Genomic DNA, 22,845 nt, shown 5'->3' on the forward strand with positions numbered 1-22,845 from the left:
TTGCCCGATCCCCGCGCCCGTCCCGGTGCACGCGTCGGCGTCGACGTGGGCAACGCCCGCGTCGGCGTCGCCGCGTCGGACGCCTCGGGCGTGCTCGCCCACCCGGTGCGCACCTTGGCCCGCGACGTCGCGGCCGACAGCGACGTCGAGGCCATCGTTGCCCTGACGCGGGAGCTGGAGGCGATCGAGGTCGTCGTCGGGCTGCCGCGGCTGCTCTCGGGCGACGAGGGTGAGGCCGCCCGCATCGCGCGCGACTACGCCGGTCGGCTCGCGGCCCGTCTGGGTACGGTGGGGGTGCGGATGGTCGATGAACGCTTGACCACCGTGGACGCGCACCGCAGACTACGCGACAGCGGCGTCCCGGGCCGGGGACAACGGGCCGTCGTCGACCAGGCCGCTGCGGTGCTCATCCTGCAGTCGGCCCTCGACACCGAAGCGCTGTCGGGCAGGCCGCCCGGAGAGACCGTCACGCCGGGGGGCAAACGGAAGAAGGAACGTCGCCGATGAAGGACCATCTCGAGACATCCATCTTCGGCGACCACGAGGAGACCGTCGAGCACGTCGAGGAGACGCACGCCCCGCCCCCGCTGAGCCGACGCGAGATGCGCGAGCAGGAGCTCGCCGCACGCAAGCGCAGCAGCCGTCGCGGTGGCAAGGGCGGATCCTCCGGGGCTCCGAAGGGCAGGCCGTCGGTCTTCCGGCGGCTCGTCGTCATCGTCCTCGCGCTCGCCGTCATCGGGGGTGGCGTGGCCGTGGCCTACAAGGCGCTCAAGCCCGTCGTCGAGGGCTTCCTCGAGTCCAACGACTACCCGGGACCGGGCACGGGCCAGGTCCGTGTCACCGTCGACCAGGGCGCGGGCGGCAGCGCGATCGCCAAGACCCTTGCCGAGCAGGACGTCGTCAAGTCGAGCAAGGCCTTCATCGAGGCTGCCAACAACGACCCGAAGAGCGCAGGCATCCAGCCGGGCGTGTACGAGATGAAGAAGCAGATGAAGGCGTCCGACGCCCTCGCGATCCTCGTCGACCCGAAGAACCGGCTCGTCACCCGCGTCACCATCCCCGAGGGGCTCTGGGCGACCGAGATCTACGCCAAGCTCTCCAAGTCGTCGGGCATCCCGGTGGCGCAGTACACCGAGGCGGCCAAGAAGGTCGACGAGCTCGGCCTGCCGCCGTCGGCCAACGGCAACCTCGAGGGCTACCTCTTCCCGGCGAGCTACGAGTTCGGCCCGACGGCCACGGCGCTCGACCAGCTCAAGCAGATGGTCGCAGAGTCGACGAAGCGTCTGGACGCACTGGGCATCACGCCCGACCGCATGGAGCGTGTCGTCACGGTCGCGAGCCTCGTCGAGGGTGAGGCACAGCTCGACTCCGACCGCCCCAAGGTCGCCCGAGTCGTCGAGAACCGTCTCGCGGCCAAGATGTCCCTCGGCTTCGACTCGACGGTCAACTACATCTTCAAGAAGCGCGGCGTGCCGACGCAGGAGATGCTCGACAGCGACAACCCGTACAACACGCGTCGCTTCACCGGCCTGCCTCCGGGCCCGATCTCCAACCCGGGCGAGAGCGCCCTCGAGGCGGCCGCCAGCCCGGTGGCCGGCCCGTGGCTCTACTTCGTGACGGTCAACCTCGAGACCGGCGAGACGAAGTTCGCCGCGACGTACGAGGAGCACCAGCGCAACGTGGCCCAGTTCCAGAAGTGGTGCACCGACAACAAGGGCAAGTGCTGAGCGAGGGGCGCCGCATCGCCCGGCACTGTGCGGTGTGGGGCAGCCCGATCGGGCACTCGCTCTCGCCCGCGCTGCACCGGGCGGCCTATGCGGCCATGGCCCTGCACGACTGGTCCTACGAGCGGCGCGAGGTCGACGAGGCCGACTTCGCGGACGCCTTCGCGGGGCTCGACGAGACGTGGGTCGGCCTGTCGCTGACGATGCCGCTCAAGGAGGTCGCCCTCCGCGCTGCGACCACGGTGACGCCGGTCGCGGCGGCCACCGGCGCCGCCAACACGCTCGTGCGCGGCCCAGACGACCCGTCCGCGTGGACGGCCCACAACACCGACGTCCACGGCCTCACGACAGCACTGCGCCTCGCCGGCTGCACCGACCCCACCAGCCTGCTCGTCGTCGGGTCGGGGGCCACCGCCCGCTCGGCGATCGCGGCACTGGCACCAGGCGGCCGGGTCGTCCTCATGGTCCGCGACCGGGTCCGTCCCCAGACGTTGGGACAGGCCGAGGCGGCCGGACTGGCGGTCGAGACCGTCGGCCTGGGGGAGTGGGCCGCAGGGGCCGAGGTCGACGCCGTCGTCAGCACCGTGCCACCCGCGTCGGTGCCCGACCTCGACGACTTCCCGGTCGTGACCCACCGCGACCACCGCCCCGTCGTCCTCGACGTCGTCTACGGCTCGGGGGAGACGCCCCTCCAGCGCGCAGCCCGTGAGCGTGGCTGGGGCGTCGCCGAGGGCACCGACATGCTCCTGCACCAGGCCACCGAGCAGGTACGCCTCATGACGGGTCACGAGGCACCGCTCGGTGCCATGGCGGACGCCCTCCGGGCCGCGCTGCTCGATCGGCGTGCGGAGCCGTGATCCCGCCGATGACGTGGGCGCAGGCCCCCGGTGCGCCGTGGTGGTTCGTCCTGGCGCTCGCCGTCGCCGGGGCGATCGTAGGAGAGGTGCTCCGTCGCCGCCTCGCGACGGGCGGCTACCGGCTCGACGACGAGGCGGGGCCGCTGCCGCGAGTGCCCTCGGTGGTCGTGCCCGTCGCCCTCGCCCTGCTCTGGGGGCTGCTCGGCTGGCGTTTCGGTCCACTGTCGGAGTGGGCGCTGACGCCCGCGTACCTCGCGTTCGCGTTCGTCGCGGTCGCCCTGGCCTGGATCGACGCGGACGTGCACCGCCTCCCGCGCGGACTGACGCGCCCGGCATACCCCCTTCTCGTCGGACAGCTCGCGCTCGCGTCCCTCGCGTCGGGCGACTGGGAGGCGCTGCGCCGGGCGGCGATCGCCGGCGCCGTCCTGTGGACGATCTACTTCGTCCTCGCGCTCGTGGCGGCGCTGCTCGGCAGCGGCTTCGGCTACGGCGACGTGACGCTCGCCGGGCTCGTCGGTCTCGCGACGGGCTACGTGAGCGTGTCGACGACCCTCGTCGCGTCGTACGCCGCGTTCATCCTCGCAGGGGTCTACGGGCTCGTGCGGCTCGTCCTCCGGCGCGGCACCCGCAAGGACGACATCGCCTTCGGCCCGTGGATGCTGCTCGGCCTGCTCATCTCGCTCGTCGTCCAGGTGCGCCCACTCGTCTGACCGACCCGGACCCGACGGAGCCGTTCGCGGCCCGACGGCGGCCCTAGCGCCGCCCGGGCGCGGACCGGGCGGCGGTCCCGCGGAGCGGGCGGGTCGGGGGCAGCGACGGACCGCGTGGGAGGATCGGGTCATGTTGCGTTGGTTGACGGCCGGTGAGTCGCACGGTCCCGCACTCGTCGCCATGATCGAGGGGCTCCCCGCCGGCGTCGAGGTCGGCGCGAAGGACCTGCAGGCCGCCCTGTCCCGCCGCCGCCTCGGCTACGGCCGCGGCGCGCGGATGAAGTTCGAGCAGGACGAGGTCGAGTTCCTCGGCGGCCTGCGCCACGGCCTGACCCTGGGCTCGCCGATCGCCGTTCGCATCGGCAACAGCGAGTGGCCCAAGTGGACGACCGTGATGAGCCCCGAGGCCGTCAGTGACGAGGCGTTCGCCGCCTCCGACGACGTCAACGCCGAGAAGGAGGTCGCGCGCAACAAGCCGCTGACCCGTCCGCGGCCCGGCCACGCCGACCTCGTCGGCATGCAGAAGTACGGCCACGAGGACGCCCGCCCGGTGCTCGAGCGCGCCTCGGCCCGCGAGACCGCGGCCCGCGTCGCCCTCGGTGAGATCGCCGCACGGTTCCTCGAGCAGTCCTACGGCATCCGTCTCGTCTCGCACACCGTGTCGATCGGGACCGCCCGCGTGCCCAACGGAGCGGCCCTGCCGACCCCCGGCGACGTCGAGCGTCTCGACGCCGACCCGGTGCGCGCCTTCGACCCGTCGGGGTCGGCGGCCATGGTCGCCGAGGTCGACGCGGCGAAGAAGGACGGCGACACCCTCGGGGGCGTCGTCGAGGTGCTCGCCTACGGCGTGCCTCCTGGCCTCGGCTCCCACGTCCACTGGGACCGCAAGCTCGACGGGAAGCTCGCCCAGGCCCTCATGAGCATCCAGGCGATCAAGGGCGTCGAGGTCGGCGACGGTTTCGAGACGGCCCGCCGTCGTGGGTCCGAGGCGCACGACGAGATGGAGATGGTCGACGGCGTCATCACCCGTCGCACCGGTCGCGCCGGCGGCACGGAGGGTGGCATGTCGACCGGTCAGGTGCTCCGCGTCCGCGCGGCTATGAAGCCGATCAGCACCGTGCCCCGTGCCCTGTCGACCGTCGACGTCGCGACGGGAGAGGCCGCCACGGCCATCCACCAGCGCTCCGACGTGTGCGCCGTGCCGGCTGCCGGCGTCGTCGCCGAGGCGATGGTCGCTCTCGTGCTCGCCCAGTCGTGCCTCGAGAAGTTCGGGGGCGACTCGGTGGCCGAGACGTCACGCAACCACACGGCATACCTCGACGGCATCCGTGAGGGGCTGCGCACATGGTGAACGACCACGTGACCCGCCCGGTCGCCGTCGTCGTCGGGCCGCCCGGCGCCGGCAAGACCACGGTCGGCCAGGCCCTCGCGGCGCGCCTCGGTGTGGCCTTCCACGACGTCGACGCGGCCATCGAGGCCGCGCAGGGGCGCTCGATCTCCGACATCTTCGTCGACGACGGCGAGTCCGTCTTCCGCGACCTCGAGCGCGCCGAAGTGGTGCGCGCCCTGGCGGAGGAAGCGGGCGTCGTCTCGCTCGGTGGGGGAGCCGTCATGGACCCGCTCACCGAGGTCGCGCTCGCCGGCCACGCCGTCGTCTTCCTCGACGTCGCCATCGCCGACGCGAGCAGGCGGATCGGCTTCGACCGCTCGCGCCCGCTCCTGTCGGTCAACCCCCGCGCGACGTGGGTGCGGATGATGAACGACCGTCGCCCCACGTACGAGCGCGTCGCGACCGTGCGCGTCGACACCGCGGGACGCACGCCCGAGGAGGTCGTCGACGTCGTCGTCGCCGAGCTCGAGGCGGCCCGCGCGTGAGCGCTGCGGCCGAGCCGACGACGATCCCCGTCGGCGACGACTACGACGTCGTCATCGGGTCCGGCGTGCTCGACCGCGTCGGTGACCTGCTCGGCGACGACGTCGAGCGCGTCCTCGTCGTCCACCCCCCGACGCTGACGGAGCTGGCCTCGAAGGTCACCGCTGCCCTCGAGCGGCAGGGGTATGCCGTCCACGTCGCCGAGGTGCCCGACGCAGAGGCCGCCAAGACGGCCGAGGTCGCGGCGGGGCTCTGGGCCCAGCTGGGCCGGGCAGGCTTCACCCGCACCGACGCCGTCGTGGGAGTCGGGGGCGGCACGGTCACCGACCTCGCCGGCTTCGTCGCCGCGTCCTGGCTGCGCGGGGTGCGCGTCGTCCAGGTGCCGACGACCCTGCTCGGGATGGTCGACGCGGCCGTCGGGGGCAAGACCGGCATCAACACCGCCGAGGGCAAGAACCTCGTCGGTGCCTTCCACCCTCCGGCCGGGGTGCTCTGCGACGTCGACGTCCTCTCGACCCTGCCCGAGGCCGACCTCGTCGCCGGGCTGGCCGAGGTCGTCAAGTGCGGCTTCATCGCCGACCCCGTCATCCTCGACCTCGTCGAGGCGTCCGTGCGGGACGACGCCGGCCGGGCCCGCACCGCCGCCAACCCGCACCTGCGCGAGCTCATCGAGCGCGCCGTCCGGGTCAAGGCCGAGGTCGTCGCCGCGGACCTGCGCGAGAGCTCGCTGCGCGAGATCCTCAACTACGGCCACACGTTCGGCCACGCCATCGAGCAGGTCGAGCACTACTCGTGGCGGCACGGAGAGGCGGTCGGCGTCGGGATGGTCTACGTCGCCGAGCTCGCCCGGCTCACCGGTCACCTGACCGGTCCCGACGGCGACGCGCTCGTCGCTCGGCACCGCTCGGTCCTCGAGTCGCTCGGGCTCCCGACGACGTACGCCGGCGGGCGCTGGGACGAGCTGCTCACCGCGATGCGGCGGGACAAGAAGTCCCGCGGCTCGACGCTGCGCTTCGTCGTGCTCGACGGCCTGGCCGAACCCACCCGGCTCGCCGGCCCGGACGACACGCTGCTCCAGGCGGCGTACGGCCTCGTGTCGCGGCGCCCCGACGCGAGGGCTCACTAGACTCGCGGCCATGACGGCACCCACGGTCTTCGTCCTGTCGGGCCCCAACCTGGGCAGACTCGGCACCCGCGAGCCCGAGGTCTACGGCTCCGACACGCTCGACGACGTGCACGCCGCGGTGCAGCGCGAGGCGCGCGAGCTCGGCCTCGTCGCCGACTGCCGCCAGACCAACCACGAGGGCGAGCTCATCGACTGGCTCCACGAGGCCGTCGACGTCGGCGCCGACGTCGTGCTCAACCCGGGGGCCTTCACCCACTACTCGTATGCCGTCCGCGACGCCTGCGCCATCGTGACGACGAGTGGTCGGAGCCTCGTCGAGGTGCACCTCAGCAACCCGGCGGCGCGCGAGGAGTTCCGGCACACGTCCGTCGTGGCGGGGGTCGCGACCGGCACCGTCGCCGGCTTCGGGCTGCAGTCCTACCTGCTCGCCCTGCGCGCCCTCGTCTGAGCAGGAGCCGTCTCGCCGCATCAGGCGTCACGATGTGGTGACGAGCCGCGCGGTGGTCGTCCGGCTCGCGCACCGAGGTCCTACCGTGCTGTCGTGACCCACGTGGGGCGGCGTCGTGCAGCCGGCGGGCTGGCGCTCGTCGCCACGGCCGCACTGGCGGGGTGCGTGCCGTCGGCTCCCCGTCCGTCCGCGGCACCCGCGTCGACGACCGTCACGGTCCCCGGATGCCCGACCGTGGTGGTCGACCCGGTGCGCCGCGCGCTCGTCGACTTCACCGACTTCGTCGTGCACCGCGGGGTCACCTACAGCTCACGTCCCGATGCACCACAGCGTCTGACCCAGGCCCAGCTCGGGCCGGAGGTGTTCAGGGTCTCGTGCACGTACTCGAGCCTCAACCAGCTCACGCAGTCGGAGCTCCCGGAGGCCACCGAGCACTCCGCCGGGTTCATCCCGGCCCGGTCACCGGTCTTCGAGGTCAAGGGCTGGCCGACATCCTGCCGGCTCGCCGCACAGCACGACGGCAGCTGGTTCGTCTACCTCGCCGACGCCGACACCGCCGACGCGTCGAGGGCCGCGGAGTGTGCCCTCGACCCCGGCCGGTCGACACAGGACGCCCGGTCGTGACGTCACCGCTGCGCACGCACCGACGCTCGCACTGACCGGCTCTCACAGCGACCACACAGACGGCACAACGGCGCACCACGGATGCGACTCCCAGAGTCATCTCAGGAGGGGCCACCGGCCCCGCGACGAAAGGGTCGGCCCATGGCACCGCGCACCCCCTCGGCTCCGGACCACGAGTGGCTCGACGAGCACGGCACCGAGATCGAGGACCACGACCGGGGTCTCGTCCACGACCTCCAGACGCTCGTCGACCGGCGCCGGGCGCTGGCCCTCTTCGGTGGTCTCGGGGTCGCCGGAGCGCTCGCGGCGTGCAGCACCGGGACGCCGTCCGTCACGTCGACCGGCTCGGCGACGAGCAGCTCGACGAGCGCGACCACGTCCTCGGCCTCCGCGACGAGCGCCGCCGGCGCCGGCGCGTCCGGGAGCACCTCGAACGACGCGGTCGATGCCGACCTCGTCGAGGCGCCGGACGAGACGGCCGGCCCCTACCCGGGCGACGGCTCCAACGGCCAGAACGTCCTCGACGACTCGGGCATCGTGCGCAGCGACATCCGCAGCAGCTTCGGGTCGTCGACGACGACGGCCGAGGGCGTGCCCCTGACCGTCAAGCTGACGGTGAAGGAGCTGGCGACGAGCACGGCCCTCGTCGGCGCCGCCGTCTACGTCTGGCACTGCGACCGCGACGGCAACTACTCGATGTACAGCCAGGCCGCGGCCGACGAGAACTACCTGCGTGGCGTGCAGGCCACCGACGAGTCGGGCACGGCGACCTTCACGTCGATCTTCCCGGGCTGCTACTCGGGCCGCTGGCCGCACATTCACTTCGAGGTCTACTCGAGGGTGAGCGACGCGACGTCGAGCGGCCCCATCGTCAAGACCTCACAGATCGCCCTGCCCCAGTCCACCTGCGAGGCGGTCTATGACAGCACCGGCTACGAGCAGAGCGTCGGCAACCTCGCGCAGGTCAGTCTCCAGCGCGACAACGTCTTCGGTGACGACGGTGGCATCCACCAGCTCGCGACGATGTCGGGCAGCACGTCGTCCGGGTACACCGCGGCGCTGACGATCGGCGTCTGAACCGCCACCCGGAGGCCGGGCTCGTGGGAACCTGCTCCCATGAGTGGGGACGAGGACCTCGTGGTCAGTGCGATGGCGATCAACGTGACGATCCCGGAGCCGCTGCGCTGGAACGACACCCGCCGGGGGCAGGAGTTCCGGCTCGACACCCTCAACGTCCGGATGCTGCCGGACGGCCACCTCGCGGCCAAGGCGTACGGCCGACCTGTCGAGGGCGGCCGCGGGGCGTACGTGTCGTTCACCGTGCCGCCGCGTCCTGAGCTCGCGGCACTCGTCGCGGCCGCCGCGGACCGGGCCGCTGAGAGGTGGGCAGCCCACCGGGGGCTCGGGTGACCCGGTGTCAGGCGGCCCCGAGGGCCTCGGGCAGCGGCTGGGCGTGCACGATCGTCAGCTCGGACACCGCTCGGGTCAGCACGACGTAGAGGCGCCGCAGGCCGGTGCGCTCGTCGGGCTCGGCCGCGGCGATCGCGGCCGGCTCGACGACGACGGTCCGGTCGAACTCCAGACCCTTGGCGACACTGGCGGGCACGACCTCGACCTGGTGGTCCTCGTCGTCGCCGTGGTCCCGGTCGAGCCGGCCGTGGGAGACGCCGGCTCTCGCGAGGGCCGCCGAGACCCGCTGGACGTCCGCGTCCGGCACGATGACGCCGACCGAGCCGGGCGCGCCCGCAGCGCGCTCGACCGCCCGCACGACCTCGACGTCGAGCTCGCCCAGCGCCGCAGGCCGGATCTCGAGCCGTCCCGGGTTGTCGCGCACCGACACGGGTGCGCCGAGACCCGGGGCCATGACGGGCAGCAGGCGAGCGGCGTACTCGATGACGACGGCCGGGACCCGGAAGCCGCGGTCGAGCACGACGAGGTCGTGCTGCTCCTTGCCGAGGTGGCGCATCGCGTCGTCCCAGGACGCGGTCGCCCACGGCGTCGTGCCCTGGGCGATGTCGCCGAGCACGGTGACCGAGCCCGTCGAGCACCGCCGGCCCACGGCCCGCAGCTGCATGGGGGAGAGGTCCTGCGCCTCGTCGAGCACGACGTGGCCGAGGCTCGGCACGCGGCGCAGCAGGTCGTCGAGCTCGTCGAGCAGCGCCATGTCGGCACGTGACCAGCGGGCGGCGCCCTTGGTCCGGACCGGCTTGTCCCACAGCAGCATCGACTGCTCCTCGTCGGTCAGGTCGTCGCCGGCGGCGGCTCTCAGCGCGTCGGCGTCGGACCACAGCCGGTGCAGCACCCCCTGCGGGTCGAGCGCGGGCCAGACGGACGAGACGTACGCCTTGACGGCGGAGGACCTGGCGACGGCGTCCTGCACCCGGTCGTCCGGCGCCTCGCCGGCGCGCTCCATCTCGAGCAGGACGTGGTGGGAGAGCCGCTGGGGGAGCAGGTCCCGTGCGGCGGAGTAGCGCACGCCGCGGGCGGCGAGCTCGTCGAGGATGTCGGCCACCTCGTAGGCCGGCACGCGCCACTTCCGCACCCCGCGCGGGACCACGACCGCCTCCGTGGGGCGCACGATGCTCGACCAGACCGCCCGGCGCAGCACCGACGCGAGACGTGGGTCGCCCTTGAGGGCGGCGACGTCGGCCGTGTCCTCGGCGCGCACGCGGCCGTGGTCGAGCAGGCTCTCGATGGTCGCGTGGCCGACGCGCACCTCGCCGAGCGACGGCAGGACGGCGCCGATGTGGTCGAGGAAGGCTCGGTTGGGGCCGACGACGAGCACACCGGAGCGGTCGAGGCGGTCGCGGAAGGAGTAGAGCAGCCACGCAGCACGGTGCAGCCCGACGGCCGTCTTGCCCGTGCCCGGCGCGCCCTGCACGCAGACGCTGACGGCCACGTCGCTGCGGACGATCTCGTCCTGCTCCGGCTGGATCGTCGAGACGATGTCGCGCATCGGACCGGTGCGGGGACGCTCGATCTCGGCCGCGAGGAGCGCGCCTGCCGGAGAGCCGGACGGCTCGGGCTCGCGCAGGTGCTCGTCCTCGAGGGCGGTCAGACGTCCCCGGTCGACGCCGAACCGACGCCGCAGGACGACGTCCATCGGCTCGAGCGGCGAGGCCCGGTAGAACGCGGTCGAGATCGGGGCGCGCCAGTCGACGACGACGGGGTCGCCCGCCTCGTCGGAGACGTGTCGTCGGCCGATGTGGAACTGCTCCGCCGGGCCGTCCGCGGGGTCGACGTCGATGCGGCCGAAGAAGAGGGTCGTGCGCGGGTCGTCCTGCAGCGACGCGATGCGTCGAGCCAGCACCCAGCCGAGGACCTCGCCCGAGACGGCATCGCTCGCCTTGGACGCGTCGAGCGACTCCGCGAGTCGGCGCATCCGGGCCAGTTGCTCCCGCGCGTCGTCGAGGAAGGCCTGCTCCCGGGCGAGCTCGGTGGCGAGCGCAGGGTCGGGCGATGGCACGCCGGTACCTTCCTTCAGCGAAAACACACCGAGGAGGTGTCGACGCACCGGGATCGGATGCCGGTGGGTCGTGACCTGCTCGGTGCGTTGCGGGCGGGGGGAACGGGTCAGCGTACACCGGCGAGGACGGCGACGGGTGTGCGCGATTCCGCGATCCGGCGGCGGCCCGGCTAGACTCGTGCGGCAACTCCCCAAGACAGTGAACGCCCGGCTATCCGGCGTGCCCATGGGCGCGCGCCCCGACCGGCCGGCATACGAAAGTGGTTTGTGACGATGGCTTCGACCAACGACCTGAAGAACGGCATGGTGCTCAACATCGAGGGACAGCTCTGGTCCGTCGTCGAGTTCCAGCACGTGAAGCCCGGCAAGGGCCCTGCGTTCGTGCGCACCAAGCTCAAGGCCGTCCTCTCCGGCAAGGTCGTGGACAAGACGTTCAACGCCGGCACCAAGGTCGAGACGAGCAACGTCGACAAGCGGACGATGCAGTACCTCTACAAGGACGGCACCGACTTCGTCTTCATGGACACCGACACCTACGACCAGCTCAACGTGTCGGAGACCGTCGTCGGTGACGCCGCCAACTACCTCCTCGAGAACCAGAACGCGCTCGTCGCCACCAACGAGGGCCTGCCGCTCTACGTCGAGCTGCCCGCGTCGGTCGTCCTCGAGATCACGCACACCGAGCCGGGCCTGCAGGGCGACCGCTCGACCGGCGGCACCAAGCCGGCCACCCTCGAGACCGGCGCCCAGATCAACGTGCCGCTCTTCCTCGAGTCCGGCACCCGTGTCAAGGTCGACACCCGTGACGGGTCGTACCTCGGCCGAGTCAACGACTGAGCGGACGCGAATTCCCTTGGCAGCACGCAGCAAGGCCCGTACCCGGGCGCTCGACATCCTCTTCGAGGCGGACCAGCGCGGCCTCAACGCCGAGACGCTCCTCGACGAGCGCCTCGGCGACCGTGAGTCGCGGGCGGCGAACAACCCGTACACCGCGGAGCTCGTGCGCGGCGTCGTCGGGCGCTGGAACGACATCAACGCGGCGCTGACCGACTACAGCCAGGGCTGGACCCTCGACCGGATGCCTGCCGTCGACCGCGCGATCCTGCGCCTGGGCGCGTGGGAGGTCCTCTGGAACGACGAGATCCCCGACGGCGTTGCGATCTCCGAGGCCGTGGCGCTCGCCACCGACCTCTCGACGGACGAGTCGCCGGCCTTCGTCAACGGGCTGCTCGCGCGCATCGCCGAGGTCAAGGCGACCATCGTCTGACGCAGACGCCGTGCGCGCTGCGACCGAAGGGCACCCACCACTGCCGGTGGGTGCCCTTCGTCGTCGGTGCCCGGCGGGTCCGCGGCGGTCTCGGGCGGTCCGGGGCGGTCAGGGGCGGTCACCCGGTCGTGACGACCGGCTCGAGCGGTTTCCCGAGGACCCCGGCCAGCCGAGCGGCCTCGTCGTCGAGCGCGGTCCGGGGCGGCGAGCCGTGGTCGGGGCCCCATGCGACGCGCAGCTCGTCGCGGACGACCGACCACGTGCCGCACACGACCCCGCCGCGCACGACGAGGTCCGCGCCACGTGTCACCGCCGTGCGCAGGTCCGGGGGCACGACGTGCTCGTCGTTGGTGCCCGGCCCCATGACCCACGGGTCGTGACCGGGGAGCAGCCGCAGGGCGTCCGTCGGCTCGGCGGCCCGCAGGCTGTCGGCGTCCTCGGCGAGCACGTACGCCGTCTCGCCCCCGACCGCGACGGGCTCCAGACGATCGCGCAGCTCGGCCAGCCAGCCGTCGATCCGGCGGCGTCCGGCGCTGAGGCCACCGCCGAGCCAGTAGTGGACGTGCTCGGGCGTCGCGGGACCGTACGCGTGCAGGTAGGCCCGCACGACGTGCGGGCCCGCCTCGGCGAGCTCCCACGTGCCCACCCACCGCGGGTCGGCGTCGAGCCGCTGGAAGGTCGCGCGCCCCTCGCGCGGCGGCCCGAAGCCCATGTCGCCCTGCCACGTCAGCGCCTTGCTCAGGGTGACGGCCCCCTCGTCGAAGACGGGGCGCAGGTGGCGGTACGCCGAGCGCCGGGTCACGGCCGAGCCGAGCTCGGCGACGGTGAGCGGGCCGTCGGCGAGCGCCTCGCGCACGGCAGCGCGGAACGCCGGCCAGTCCATCGGCCCGAGCCGGTAGTACTCCTGCCAGCTCCTGCGCTCCCACTGGCGGCCGGCTGCGCGCACCGTGAGGTAGGCGCCGCCGTCCTCCGGGGTGAGGTAGTGGGTGCCGCCACGGAACGCGTACGCCTTGACGAGACTGCCCTCGACGAGGGCCGCGGCGACCTCCCCGGGACGTGAGTGCGTGCGCCGGAGCCGCACGGTGAGCTCGGCGAGACGCTCCTCCTTGGCCGGGACGGCTCCGAGCCGCCGCACGACCTCGGCGACCGACACGTCGCCGACGGGATCGAGGAGCTGCTGCTGCAGCCGCCAGGACAGGGCCCGGGCCCAGGTGATCGACACCCCCGGAGGCTAACCGCGATGGCGGACGATCGGGGTCCGGGTCGCGGCGGGACTCGTGGTCGCAGCCGCTCGGGCCGTTCTCACGGAGTGGCGCGGTGTCGGGGCGGCCGGAGCCGGACGTTACACTCGGCGCCGTAGACATCCTTTAACCACCGTCCTGTGAGGCGGGGAAGGAGGTCCAGCGGCGATGCCCTGCCCTGACCTGAGTGCACCCGACCAGTCATCGACAGATCGCTCGAGCATCCCCGAGGACGCTCGCGACGTCATGAGCGAGGGGGACATCTCCCGGGCGCTGCGGCGCATCGGTCACGAGATCCTCGAGCGCAACAAGGGCAGCGAGGGGCTCGTCCTCCTCGGCATCCCCTCGCGCGGGGTCCCGCTCGCCCGCCGGCTGGCGGCCTGCATCGAGGAGGTCGAGGGGACCGCGGTCCCCGTCGGCGAGCTCGACATCACGCTCCACCGCGACGACCTGCGCCGCAACCCGGTTCGCACGGCTCACCGTTCGCGCATCCCGGCCGGCGGCATCGACGACCGAGTCGTCGTCCTCGTCGACGACGTCCTCTACTCCGGGCGCACCATCCGCGCCGCGCTCGACGCGCTCTCCGAGCTCGGCCGCCCCCGCGCCGTGCGCCTCGCCGTGCTCGTCGACCGGGGCCACCGCGAGCTGCCGATCCGCGCCGACCACGTCGGCAAGAACCTGCCGACCTCGAGCGCCGAGCGGGTGCACGTCCGGGTCGCCGAGGTCGACGGCCTCGACGTCGTGCGGATCAGCGGAGGTGACGCGCGATGACCAGGCACCTCATCTCCTCCGCCGACCTCAGCCGCACCGAGGTGGAGGACATCCTCGAGACCGCGGCGTCGATGCACGACCTCCAGCGACGCGAGGTCAAGAAGGTGCCGACCCTGCGCGGGCGCACCGTCATCAACTTCTTCTTCGAGGACTCGACCCGGACGCGCAGCTCCTTCGAGATCGCGGGCAAGTGGATGTCGGCCGACACCATCAACCTCTCGGCCAAGGGCTCCTCGACGAGCAAGGGCGAGAGCCTCCGGGACACGGCGATGACCGTCGACGCCATGGCGGTCGACGCGCTCGTCATCCGGCACAACGCGTCCGGCGCCTGCCACCAGGTCGCCCAGTGGGTGCGCTGCAGCGTCATCAACGCCGGCGACGGCACGCACGAGCACCCGACGCAGGCCCTGCTCGACGCGTACACCCTGCGGACCCGGCTCGGTGACCTCGACGGCAAGCACGTCGTCATCGTCGGCGACCTGACCCACTCCCGCGTCTTCCGCAGCAACGTCATCACGCTCAGGACGCTCGGCGCCCGCGTCACGGTCGTCGCGCCGCCGACGCTCATGCCGAGCGGCATCGGGGCGTGGAGCGCGGCGGACGGCTTCGCGACGAGCTGGGACCTCGACCCCGTTCTCGACGGGGAGGGCGAGCACGGGCCCGTCGACGCCGTGATGATGCTCCGCGTCCAGCGCGAGCGGATGAGCGGCGGGTACTTCCCGACGGCGCGCGAGTACACCGTCGCCTACGGACTGACACGCGACCGGCTCGAGCGGCTCGTCGCCCGCAACGACGACGTCCTCGTGCTCCACCCGGGCCCGATGAACCGCGGCCTCGAGATCGCGCCGGAGGCGGCCGACTCGCCGCAGTCCGTCGTGCTCGACCAGGTCTCGGCCGGCGTCGCGGTCCGGATGGCCGTGCTCTACCACCTGCTCGCCGGCGAGGACACCCCCGCGCCGATGCCCGCCAGCGCCACCGAAGGAGCCGTCCGATGACCCGCCTCGTGATCCGCGGCGCCCGCCTGCTCGGCGCCGACGCGGCCGACCTGCTCGTCGAGGACGGCGTCATCACCGAGGTCGGCTCGGTCTCGGCACCCTCGGACGCCGAGGTGCTCGACGCCGACGGACTCGTCGCGCTGCCCGGCCTCGTCGACCTGCACGTGCACCTGCGCGAGCCAGGACGCGAGGACGCGGAGACGATCGCCACCGGCTCGGCCGCGGCTGCCGCCGGCGGCTTCACCGCGGTCTTCGCCATGGCCAACACGAGTCCCGTCACCGACACCGCCGAGGCGGCTGAACGCGTGCTCGACCTCGGGCGCGCGTGCGGGCTCACCGAGGTGGTCCCCGTCGGCGCCGTGACCAAGGGCCTCGAGGGCGCCGAGCTCGCCGAGCTCGGTCTCATGGCCCGGTCGCGGGCGAAGGTGCGCGTCTTCAGCGACGACGGCCACTGCGTGCACGACGCGCGGATCATGCGCCGGGCGCTCGAGTACATCAAGCCCTTCGGCGGCGTCGTCAGCCAGCACGCGCAGGACCCACGTCTCGCGGGTCGCGAGGCCTGCTGCCACGAGGGCGAGGTCTCCGGTCGGCTCGGCCTGCCCGGCTGGCCCGGCATCGCCGAGGAGTCGATCGTCGCGCGCGACGTCATGCTGGCGCGCCACACCGGCTCCCGCGTCCACGTCGCGCACGTCTCGACCGCCGGGACCGTCGAGGTCCTCCGCTGGGCCAAGGCGCAGGGCATCGACGTCACGGCCGAGGTCACGCCCCACCACCTCGTCCTGACCACCGACCTCCTGCTCGGCTACGACCCCGTCTACAAGGTCAACCCGCCGCTGCGTCCGGCCGAGGACGTCGAGGCCCTGCGCGCGGCCCTGGCCGACGGCACCATCGACGCGGTCGCCACTGACCACGCCCCCCACGCCCGTCACGACAAGGAGCACGCCTTCGTCGACGCGGCCTTCGGGATGCTCGGCCTCGAGACGGCCCTGTCGGTCGTCAGCGACGTCATGGTGCGGCCCGGCCTGCTCGACTGGTCCGACGTGGCACGGGTCATGTCGACCGCCCCCGCCCGGATCGGCGGGCTCGCCCACCAGGGAAGGGAGCTCGCCGTCGGCAGCCCCGCCCACATCACCCTCGTCGACCCCGACCGCGAGGTCACGGTCGACGCCGCCGCGAGCCGCAGCCGCTCGCGCAACAACCCGTGGCACGGGCGCACCCTGCACGGAGCCGTCCTCGCGACGGTCCACGCGGGACGCGTCACCCACGACGCTCGCAACGGCGCGGGCACCCGACGAGAACTGACGAACGCGACGACCACGGGAGCAGACCTGTGACCACCCAGACCCCCCTGACCGTGCCCACCCGAGACGGGTGGCCGACCCGCACCCGCGTGGCGGCGACCCTCGTTCTCGAGGACGGCCGCACCTTCCACGGGTCGTCCTACGGTGCTCTGGGCGAGACCGTCGGCGAGGCGGTCTTCTCGACCGGCATGACGGGCTACCAGGAGACGCTCACCGACCCGAGCTACCACCGGCAGGTCATCGTCATGACCTCGCCGCACGTCGGCAACACGGGCGTCAACACCGAGGACGACGAGAGCAGCCGCATCTGGGTCGCCGGCTACGTCGTGCGCGATCCCGCCATCCGGTCGTCGAGCTGGCGCGCCACGCGCGACCTCGAGGACGAGCTCGTCGACCAGGGCGTCGTCGGCATCTGCGACATCGACACGCGGGCCCTGACCCGCCACCTGCGCGAGCGCGGGGCGATGCGCGTCGGCATCTTCAGCGGTGACGGCGCCGAGCGCTCCGAGGCCGAGCTGCTCGAGGCGGTCCGCACGAGCCCGCAGATGGCCGGCGCCGCGCTCGCCGCCGAGGTCACCACCGCCGAGCCGTATGCCGTCCCGGCCGTCGGCGACAGGCGCTTCACCGTCGCGGCCGTCGACCTCGGCATCAAGGCGATGACCCCGGCGCTGATGGCGCAGCGCGGCATCGAGGTGCACGTCCTGCCGGCCACCGCGACGATCGACGACGTCCTGGCCGTGGGGGAGTCCGGACCCGACGGCGTCTTCTTCTCCAACGGTCCCGGTGACCCGGCCACCGCCGAGCGCGAGGTGGCGCTCCTGCGCGAGGTGCTCGACCGCGGCATCCCGTTCTTCGGCATCTGCTTCGGCAACCAGCTGCTCGGCCGCGCGCTGGGCTTCGGCACGTACAAGCTGAAGTACGGTCACCGCGGCATCAACCAGCCGGTGATGGACCGCACGACCGGCAAGGTCGAGGTGACGGCCCACAACCACGGGTTCGCCGTGGACGCGCCCCTCGACGAGGACAGCGACACGGCATACGGCCGCGTCCGTGTCTCGCACGTGTGCCTCAACGACGACGTCGTGGAGGGGCTCGAGTGCCTCGACCGTCCTGCCTACTCCGTCCAGTACCACCCCGAGGCTGCGGCGGGCCCGCACGACGCCGCCTACCTCTTCGACCGCTTCCTCGAGCTCATGACCGACCGACAGACCACCCACCAGACCACGGAGGTCAACGCCTGATGCCGAAGAGAAGTGACATCAAGAGCGTCCTCGTCATCGGGTCGGGGCCGATCGTCATCGGTCAGGCCTGCGAGTTCGACTACTCCGGCACCCAGGCCTGCCGCGTCCTGCGCGAGGAGGGCATCCGCGTCATCCTCGTCAACAGCAACCCGGCGACGATCATGACCGACCCCGAGTTCGCCGACGCCACCTACGTCGAGCCGATCACCCCGGAGGTCGTCGAGGCGATCATCGCCAAGGAGCGCCCCGACGCCGTCCTCGCCACCCTCGGTGGACAGACGGCGCTCAACTGCGCGATCTCCTTGCACGAGAACGGAGTCCTCGAGAAGTACGGCTGCCCGCTCATCGGGGCCAACGTCGAGGCGATCCAGCTGGGCGAGGACCGTGAGAAGTTCAAGGGCGTCGTCGAGCGGTGTGGCGCGGAGTCGGCGAAGTCACTCATCTGCCACTCGATGGACGAGCTGCTCGCCGCCGCGGACGAGCTCGGCTACCCGGTCGTCGTGCGCCCGTCGTTCACGATGGGCGGCCTCGGGTCGGGCTTCGCCTACGACGAGGCCGACCTGCGCCTCCTCGGCGGTGCCGGCCTCCAGTACAGCCCGACGACCGAGGTGCTCCTCGAGGAGTCGATCCTCGGCTGGAAGGAGTACGAGCTCGAGGTCATGCGCGACCACGCCGACAACGTCGTCGTCGTCTGCTCCATCGAGAACCTCGACCCGATGGGCGTGCACACGGGTGACTCGATCACCGTCGCGCCGGCCCTGACGCTCACCGACCGCGAGTACCAGCGGCTGCGCGACATCGGCATCGCCGTCATCCGTGAGGTCGGCGTCGACACCGGCGGCTGCAACATCCAGTTCGCCGTCAACCCCGACGACGGACGCATCATCGTCATCGAGATGAACCCGCGCGTGTCGCGGTCGAGCGCCCTGGCCTCCAAGGCCACCGGCTTCCCGATCGCCAAGATCGCGGCGAAGATGGCCATCGGCTACACGCTCGACGAGGTGCCCAACGACATCACCCGCGAGACGCCGGCCAGCTTCGAGCCGTCGCTCGACTACGTCGTCGTCAAGGTGCCGCGCTTCGCCTTCGAGAAGTTCCCGGCGGCCGACCCGACGCTGACGACGACGATGAAGTCGGTCGGCGAGGCCATGGCGATCGGGCGCAACTTCACCGAGGCGCTTCAGAAGGCCCTGCGCTCGCTCGAGAAGAAGGGCGCGAGCTTCCACTGGGACGGCGAGATCACGAAGGTCGTGGCCGAGCGCGCGCTCGAGGAGGCCCGGATCCCGACCGACGGCCGCATCGTGCTCGTGCAGCAGGCGCTCCGCGGTGGGTGCAGCGTCGAGGAGGTCCACGACGCCACCGGCATCGACCCGTGGTTCCTCGACCAGATCGCGCTCGTCAACGACGTCGCGACGATGCTCGCCGACGCCCCCCAGCTGACGCCGGAGCTGCTCCGCCTCGTCAAGCGCCACGGCTTCAGCGACGCCCAGGTGGCCTCCGTCCGGCGTATGCCGGAGGCCGTGGTCCGGGGCGTGCGCCACGCCCTCGGGGTGCGCCCGGTCTACAAGACCGTCGACACGTGCGCGGCCGAGTTCGCCGCGACGACGCCCTACCACTACAGCTCGTACGACGAGGAGACCGAGGTGGCGCCGCGTGAGCGCCCGGCCGTCATCATCCTCGGCTCGGGACCCAACCGGATCGGGCAGGGTGTCGAGTTCGACTACTCCTGCGTGCACGCGTCGTTCTCCTTGCGCGACAAGGGATTCGACACGGTCATGGTCAACTGCAACCCCGAGACGGTCTCGACCGACTACGACACGAGCAGCCGTCTCTACTTCGAGCCGCTGACGCTCGAGGACGTCCTCGAGGTCATCCACGCCGAGAGCCAGGCCGGGCCGATCGCCGGCGTCATCGTGCAGCTCGGCGGTCAGACGCCGCTCGGCCTCGCGCAGGCGCTCGAGGACGAGGGCGTGCCCATCGTCGGCACGTCGCCGAGCGCGATCCACCTCGCCGAGGACCGGGGTGCCTTCGGTCAGGTGCTCGCCCGGGCCGGCCTCATCGCGCCGAAGCACGGCACGGCCTACAGCTCGGACGAGGCACTCGTCGTCGCGCGCGAGATCGGCTACCCGGTGCTCGTGCGCCCGTCGTACGTCCTCGGTGGCCGCGGCATGGTCATCGTCTACGACGACGACTCGCTCGTCACCTACGTCGAGAAGGCGACCGAGGCCTCGCCCGACCACCCGATCCTCATCGACCGCTTCCTCGACGACGCGATCGAGATCGACGTCGACGCGCTCTTCGACGGCGAGGACATGTACCTCGGCGGGATCATGGAGCACGTCGAGGAGGCCGGCATCCACTCGGGCGACAGCTCGTGCACGCTGCCGCCGGCGACGCTCGGCGACGGTGAGCTCGAGCGCGTGCGGGTGGCGACGCGCAAGCTCGCCGAGGGCATCGGCGTCCGCGGCCTCATGAACGTCCAGTTCGCCCTGGCGCAGGACATCCTCTACGTCATCGAGGCCAACCCCCGCGCGTCGCGCACGGTGCCGTTCGTCGCCAAGGCGACGGGCGTGCCCATCGCGAGCGCGGCGGCCCGGGTCATGCTCGGCGCCACGATCAAGGAGCTGCGCGAGGAGGGCATGCTGCCCCCGACCGGCGACGGCGGACGGATGCCCGACCACGCTCCCGTCTCGTGCAAGGAGGCGGTGCTGCCCTTCAAGCGATTCCGCACCAGGGAGGGCGTCGCGGTCGACTCGCTCCTCGGCCCCGAGATGCGCTCGACGGGCGAGGTCATGGGCATCGACGTCGACTTCGGCTCGGCCTTCTCCAAGGCCCAGCAGGGCGGCGGTTCGGCGCTGCCGCGCTCGGGGGCGATCTTCGTGTCGGTGGCCAACCGTGACAAGCGCGCCATGCTCTTCCCGGTCAAGCGCCTCGTCGACCTCGGCTTCACCATCCTCGCGACGAGCGGCACGGCCGCGGTGCTCAAGCGCAACGGCATCCCCGCGACGCTGGTCCGCAAGATCACCGAGCGCGACGGCGACGCCCCGGGCGAGAAGTCGATCGTCGACCTCATCCAGGAGGGCACCGTGCAGATGGTCGTCAACACGCCGTCGGGACAGGACGCCCGAGCCGACGGCTACGCGATCCGCGCGGCCACGACGAGTGCCGACAAGCCGATCATCACGACGATCGCGACGCTCGCCGCGGCCGTCCTCGGCATCGAGGCGGGGCTCACCGAGGAGATCCGGGTCAAGTCGCTGCAGGACCACGCCCGCGACCTCGACCTCTACGGGCGGGGCACCCGAGTGCCCGCGGCGACGGCCCCGAGCACGGCAGGGGCGACCGCATGAGCGAGCGCCAGCTGCGCGCCCGGGTGACGCAGGAGGTCGCCGAGGTCATCGCGACCCGACGGGTCGGCGCGTACCAGCACCTCACCCTCGTCGCCCCCGGCGTCGCCGAGCTGGCCCGCCCGGGTCAGTTCGTCGCGCTCGCCGTCGGCGGCGAGACGTCCGGCACCCTGTTGCGTCGGTCCTTCTCGATCCACAAGGTCAGCCCGAGCGGCACCTACGGCGGCACCGTCGAGATCGTCGTCTCTGCCGTCGGCACCGGCACCCGATGGATCGTCGACCGCGCGCCGCACGACACGATCGACGTCGTCGGTCCGCTCGGCAAGGCGTTCCCGCTGCCGACCGACCCCGTCGCCTGCGTCCTCGTCGGCGGCGGCTACGGCAGCGCACCGCTCTTCTGGCTCGCCGCCGAGCTGCGCGAGCGCGGCTGCCACGTCGAGATGGTCCTGGGCGCCGCGAGCGAGGACCGCCTCTTCGGGGTCGTCGAGGCCCGCCGCAGCTGCGACGGCGTCACGGTGACGACCGACGACGGCTCAGCCGGTCAGCAGGGCTGGGTCAGCGACCCGCTGCCCGAGATCATCGAGCGCACGAAGGCCGGTGTCGTCTACGGCTGCGGCCCCATGGGGATGCTCGAGTCGATCACCCGGGTCGCCCAGGCGCACGGCGCCGTCGCACAGGTCGCCGTCGAGGAGTCCATGGCCTGCGGTGTCGGCGTCTGCATGACGTGCGTCATGCCGGTCGTCGGCTCCGACGGCCGCACCCGGATGGTGCGCTCGTGCGTCGAGGGACCGGTCTTCCGCGGCGACCGTGTCCGGTGGGACGCCTTCGACGGGGGTCACGCCCGTGTCCCCGACGATGCCGTCGGCGCCCCGAAGGTGGGTGGTCACTGATGGTGGACCTCTCCGTCGACCTCGGGGGCGGCCACCGGCTGCCCAACCCCCTCATGACCGCCTCCGGCTGCGCGGCCAACGGCAGGGAGCTGCACCGCTTCTTCGACGTCGCCGACCTCGGGGCGTTCGTCACCAAGTCCGTCATGGCCGACCCGCGCTCCGGTCGTGGCACCCCCCGCATGGCCGAGACTCCGTCGGGGATGCTCAACTCGATCGGCCTGCAGGGCCCGGGCATCGAGGCGTTCGTCGACGAGGACCTGCCCTGGCTCCAGTCCGTCGGCGCGCGGGTGCTGCCCTCGATCGCCGGCAGCTCGAGCACCGAGTACGCCCACGTCGCGGCCACGCTCCGCGCGAGCCGGGCCTTCGACGCCGTCATCGGCGTCGAGGTCAACATCTCGTGTCCCAACGTCGCCAACCGGGGCCTCGTCTTCGCCTGCGACCCACTCGCCTCGGCCAAGGTCGTCGCGCTCGTGCGCGAGCAGCTGCCGCGCGACATCCCCGTGTTCGCCAAGCTGAGCCCGGACGTCACCGACATCACCGCCATCGCGGCCGCCTGCGTCAAGGCCGGTGCGGACGGCCTGACGATGATCAACACCCTGCTCGGCATGGTCATCGACACCGATCGGATGCGTCCGCAGCTCGGCGGCGTCACCGGCGGCCTGTCGGGACCCGGCATCCGCCCGGTCGCGGTGCGGGCCGTCTGGCAGGTGCGTCAGGCGATGTTCGAGGGCCGCATCCCCACGGTGCCGATCATCGGCGTCGGGGGCGTGCGCACGGGCCGTGACGCCCTCGAGCTCGTCGCCGCCGGCGCGAGCGCGATCCAGGTCGGCACCGCCGTCTTCAACGACCCGTCGGCGCCGGTCCGTGTCCTGCGCGAGCTCTGCGAGCTGCTCGACGCCAAGGGCTTCGAGCACTTCACCGACGCCGTCGCCGTGGCCCACGGTCGCTGAGCCACCCGAACCGT

22 protein-coding genes are annotated in these 22,845 nt (G+C 72.4%); 20 read left to right on the forward strand and 2 right to left on the reverse strand.

The window, feature by feature from the left end:
* The 11 genes from ruvX (at position 1) to H283_RS0113115 (ending at position 8,772) form a co-directional block, all read left to right on the forward strand.
* The gene (ruvX, locus tag H283_RS0113060) at positions 1-507 is read left to right on the forward strand and encodes a Holliday junction resolvase RuvX (RefSeq protein WP_020143968.1); all 507 of its coding nucleotides are present in this window, start codon (positions 1-3) and stop codon (positions 505-507) included.
* On the forward strand, positions 504-1,727 hold the full coding sequence (gene mltG, locus H283_RS0113065; RefSeq protein WP_020143969.1) for an endolytic transglycosylase MltG: 1,224 nt from the start codon (positions 504-506) through the stop codon (positions 1,725-1,727). Before ruvX ends, mltG begins: the two co-directional genes overlap by 4 nt.
* Positions 1,721-2,581 (forward strand): shikimate dehydrogenase, encoded by an 861-nt coding sequence (locus H283_RS0113070; RefSeq protein ID WP_020143970.1) that lies wholly within the window; start codon positions 1,721-1,723, stop codon positions 2,579-2,581. Before mltG ends, H283_RS0113070 begins: the two co-directional genes overlap by 7 nt.
* Before the next feature lie 8 nt (positions 2,582-2,589).
* Positions 2,590-3,291: an A24 family peptidase gene (locus tag H283_RS25110; protein ID WP_051103647.1), complete on the forward strand. Its 702-nt coding sequence runs from the start codon at positions 2,590-2,592 to the stop codon at positions 3,289-3,291.
* Between the two features lie 130 nt (positions 3,292-3,421).
* Positions 3,422-4,642 (forward strand): chorismate synthase, encoded by a 1,221-nt coding sequence (gene aroC, locus H283_RS0113085; protein WP_020143972.1) that lies wholly within the window; start codon positions 3,422-3,424, stop codon positions 4,640-4,642.
* Positions 4,636-5,166 carry a shikimate kinase gene (locus H283_RS0113090; protein ID WP_020143973.1) on the forward strand — a complete coding sequence of 177 codons (531 nt, stop codon included), beginning with the start codon at positions 4,636-4,638 and terminating at the stop codon, positions 5,164-5,166. The genes aroC and H283_RS0113090 overlap by 7 nt, the downstream gene beginning before the upstream one ends.
* Positions 5,163-6,290, forward strand: coding sequence for a 3-dehydroquinate synthase (gene aroB / locus H283_RS0113095; RefSeq protein WP_020143974.1), 1,128 nt, complete (start codon positions 5,163-5,165; stop codon positions 6,288-6,290). Before H283_RS0113090 ends, aroB begins: the two co-directional genes overlap by 4 nt.
* Before the next feature lie 10 nt (positions 6,291-6,300).
* Positions 6,301-6,738: a type II 3-dehydroquinate dehydratase gene (aroQ, locus tag H283_RS0113100; protein ID WP_020143975.1), complete on the forward strand. Its 438-nt coding sequence runs from the start codon at positions 6,301-6,303 to the stop codon at positions 6,736-6,738.
* 93 nt (positions 6,739-6,831) lie between these two features.
* Positions 6,832-7,362: a hypothetical protein gene (locus tag H283_RS26725; RefSeq protein ID WP_020143976.1), complete on the forward strand. Its 531-nt coding sequence runs from the start codon at positions 6,832-6,834 to the stop codon at positions 7,360-7,362.
* A 141-nt stretch (positions 7,363-7,503) separates the two neighbouring features.
* Positions 7,504-8,439 carry an intradiol ring-cleavage dioxygenase gene (locus tag H283_RS0113110; protein ID WP_020143977.1) on the forward strand — a complete coding sequence of 312 codons (936 nt, stop codon included), beginning with the start codon at positions 7,504-7,506 and terminating at the stop codon, positions 8,437-8,439.
* A gap of 39 nt (positions 8,440-8,478) precedes the next feature.
* A complete protein-coding gene (locus tag H283_RS0113115) occupies positions 8,479-8,772 on the forward strand; it encodes a hypothetical protein (protein ID WP_020143978.1) in 294 nt (97 codons plus the stop codon).
* A 7-nt stretch (positions 8,773-8,779) separates the two neighbouring features.
* On the opposite strand, the gene H283_RS0113120 is transcribed toward H283_RS0113115, so the two are convergent.
* Positions 8,780-10,828: an AAA family ATPase gene (locus H283_RS0113120; protein WP_020143979.1), complete on the reverse strand. Its 2,049-nt coding sequence runs from the start codon at positions 10,826-10,828 to the stop codon at positions 8,780-8,782.
* A gap of 273 nt (positions 10,829-11,101) precedes the next feature.
* Here H283_RS0113120 and efp point away from each other — a divergent pair, with 273 nt between their 5' ends.
* On the forward strand, positions 11,102-11,665 hold the full coding sequence (efp, locus tag H283_RS0113125) for an elongation factor P (protein WP_020143980.1): 564 nt from the start codon (positions 11,102-11,104) through the stop codon (positions 11,663-11,665).
* A gap of 16 nt (positions 11,666-11,681) precedes the next feature.
* Positions 11,682-12,095, forward strand: a complete 414-nt coding sequence (nusB, locus tag H283_RS0113130) for a transcription antitermination factor NusB (protein WP_020143981.1) — start codon at positions 11,682-11,684, stop codon at positions 12,093-12,095.
* A 118-nt stretch (positions 12,096-12,213) separates the two neighbouring features.
* Here nusB and H283_RS0113135 read toward each other — a convergent pair whose 3' ends face one another.
* Positions 12,214-13,317 (reverse strand): DNA glycosylase AlkZ-like family protein, encoded by a 1,104-nt coding sequence (locus tag H283_RS0113135; RefSeq protein WP_020143982.1) that lies wholly within the window; start codon positions 13,315-13,317, stop codon positions 12,214-12,216.
* Positions 13,318-13,504: 187 nt separating this feature from the next.
* Between H283_RS0113135 and pyrR the strand changes: the two genes are divergently transcribed.
* The 7 genes from pyrR to H283_RS0113170 are packed head-to-tail and all read left to right on the forward strand — an operon-like array spanning position 13,505 to position 22,831.
* Positions 13,505-14,107 carry a bifunctional pyr operon transcriptional regulator/uracil phosphoribosyltransferase PyrR gene (pyrR, locus tag H283_RS0113140; RefSeq protein WP_028785567.1) on the forward strand — a complete coding sequence of 201 codons (603 nt, stop codon included), beginning with the start codon at positions 13,505-13,507 and terminating at the stop codon, positions 14,105-14,107.
* Entirely contained in the window at positions 14,104-15,102 is a 999-nt protein-coding gene (locus tag H283_RS0113145) for an aspartate carbamoyltransferase catalytic subunit (RefSeq protein WP_020143984.1), read from the forward strand. Before pyrR ends, H283_RS0113145 begins: the two co-directional genes overlap by 4 nt.
* On the forward strand, positions 15,099-16,436 hold the full coding sequence (locus tag H283_RS25125; RefSeq protein WP_020143985.1) for a dihydroorotase: 1,338 nt from the start codon (positions 15,099-15,101) through the stop codon (positions 16,434-16,436). The genes H283_RS0113145 and H283_RS25125 overlap by 4 nt, the downstream gene beginning before the upstream one ends.
* Complete coding sequence (carA, locus tag H283_RS0113155) at positions 16,433-17,644, forward strand: glutamine-hydrolyzing carbamoyl-phosphate synthase small subunit (protein ID WP_020143986.1); 1,212 nt, start codon at positions 16,433-16,435, stop codon at positions 17,642-17,644. The genes H283_RS25125 and carA overlap by 4 nt, the downstream gene beginning before the upstream one ends.
* Positions 17,644-20,994, forward strand: a complete 3,351-nt coding sequence (carB, locus tag H283_RS0113160) for a carbamoyl-phosphate synthase large subunit (protein WP_020143987.1) — start codon at positions 17,644-17,646, stop codon at positions 20,992-20,994. The genes carA and carB overlap by 1 nt, the downstream gene beginning before the upstream one ends.
* Positions 20,991-21,881 (forward strand): dihydroorotate dehydrogenase electron transfer subunit, encoded by an 891-nt coding sequence (locus H283_RS0113165; RefSeq protein ID WP_020143988.1) that lies wholly within the window; start codon positions 20,991-20,993, stop codon positions 21,879-21,881. Before carB ends, H283_RS0113165 begins: the two co-directional genes overlap by 4 nt.
* On the forward strand, positions 21,881-22,831 hold the full coding sequence (locus H283_RS0113170; protein WP_020143989.1) for a dihydroorotate dehydrogenase: 951 nt from the start codon (positions 21,881-21,883) through the stop codon (positions 22,829-22,831). Before H283_RS0113165 ends, H283_RS0113170 begins: the two co-directional genes overlap by 1 nt.
* Positions 22,832-22,845: the final 14 nt, after the last annotated feature.

It is taken from the genome of Terracoccus sp. 273MFTsu3.1, from assembly GCF_000383675.1.
Taxonomy (GTDB): domain Bacteria; phylum Actinomycetota; class Actinomycetes; order Actinomycetales; family Dermatophilaceae; genus Terrabacter.

Bases quoted from the DNA above. Each gene is read 5' to 3' on its own strand.
- H283_RS0113165 (WP_020143988.1), top strand. From the start codon at position 20,991: ATGAGCGAGCGCCAGCTGCGCGCCCGGGTGACGCAGGAGGTCGCCGAG.
- mltG (WP_020143969.1), top strand. From the start codon at position 504: ATGAAGGACCATCTCGAGACATCCATCTTCGGCGACCACGAGGAGACC.
- H283_RS0113145 (WP_020143984.1), top strand. From the start codon at position 14,104: ATGACCAGGCACCTCATCTCCTCCGCCGACCTCAGCCGCACCGAGGTG.
- carB (WP_020143987.1), top strand. From the start codon at position 17,644: ATGCCGAAGAGAAGTGACATCAAGAGCGTCCTCGTCATCGGGTCGGGG.
- aroQ (WP_020143975.1), top strand. From the start codon at position 6,301: ATGACGGCACCCACGGTCTTCGTCCTGTCGGGCCCCAACCTGGGCAGA.
- H283_RS25125 (WP_020143985.1), top strand. From the start codon at position 15,099: ATGACCCGCCTCGTGATCCGCGGCGCCCGCCTGCTCGGCGCCGACGCG.
- H283_RS25110 (WP_051103647.1), top strand. From the start codon at position 2,590: ATGACGTGGGCGCAGGCCCCCGGTGCGCCGTGGTGGTTCGTCCTGGCG.
- H283_RS0113115 (WP_020143978.1), top strand. From the start codon at position 8,479: ATGAGTGGGGACGAGGACCTCGTGGTCAGTGCGATGGCGATCAACGTG.
- H283_RS0113090 (WP_020143973.1), top strand. From the start codon at position 4,636: ATGGTGAACGACCACGTGACCCGCCCGGTCGCCGTCGTCGTCGGGCCG.
- H283_RS0113110 (WP_020143977.1), top strand. From the start codon at position 7,504: ATGGCACCGCGCACCCCCTCGGCTCCGGACCACGAGTGGCTCGACGAG.
- efp (WP_020143980.1), top strand. From the start codon at position 11,102: ATGGCTTCGACCAACGACCTGAAGAACGGCATGGTGCTCAACATCGAG.
- aroC (WP_020143972.1), top strand. From the start codon at position 3,422: ATGTTGCGTTGGTTGACGGCCGGTGAGTCGCACGGTCCCGCACTCGTC.
- H283_RS0113170 (WP_020143989.1), top strand. From the start codon at position 21,881: ATGGTGGACCTCTCCGTCGACCTCGGGGGCGGCCACCGGCTGCCCAAC.
- pyrR (WP_028785567.1), top strand. From the start codon at position 13,505: ATGCCCTGCCCTGACCTGAGTGCACCCGACCAGTCATCGACAGATCGC.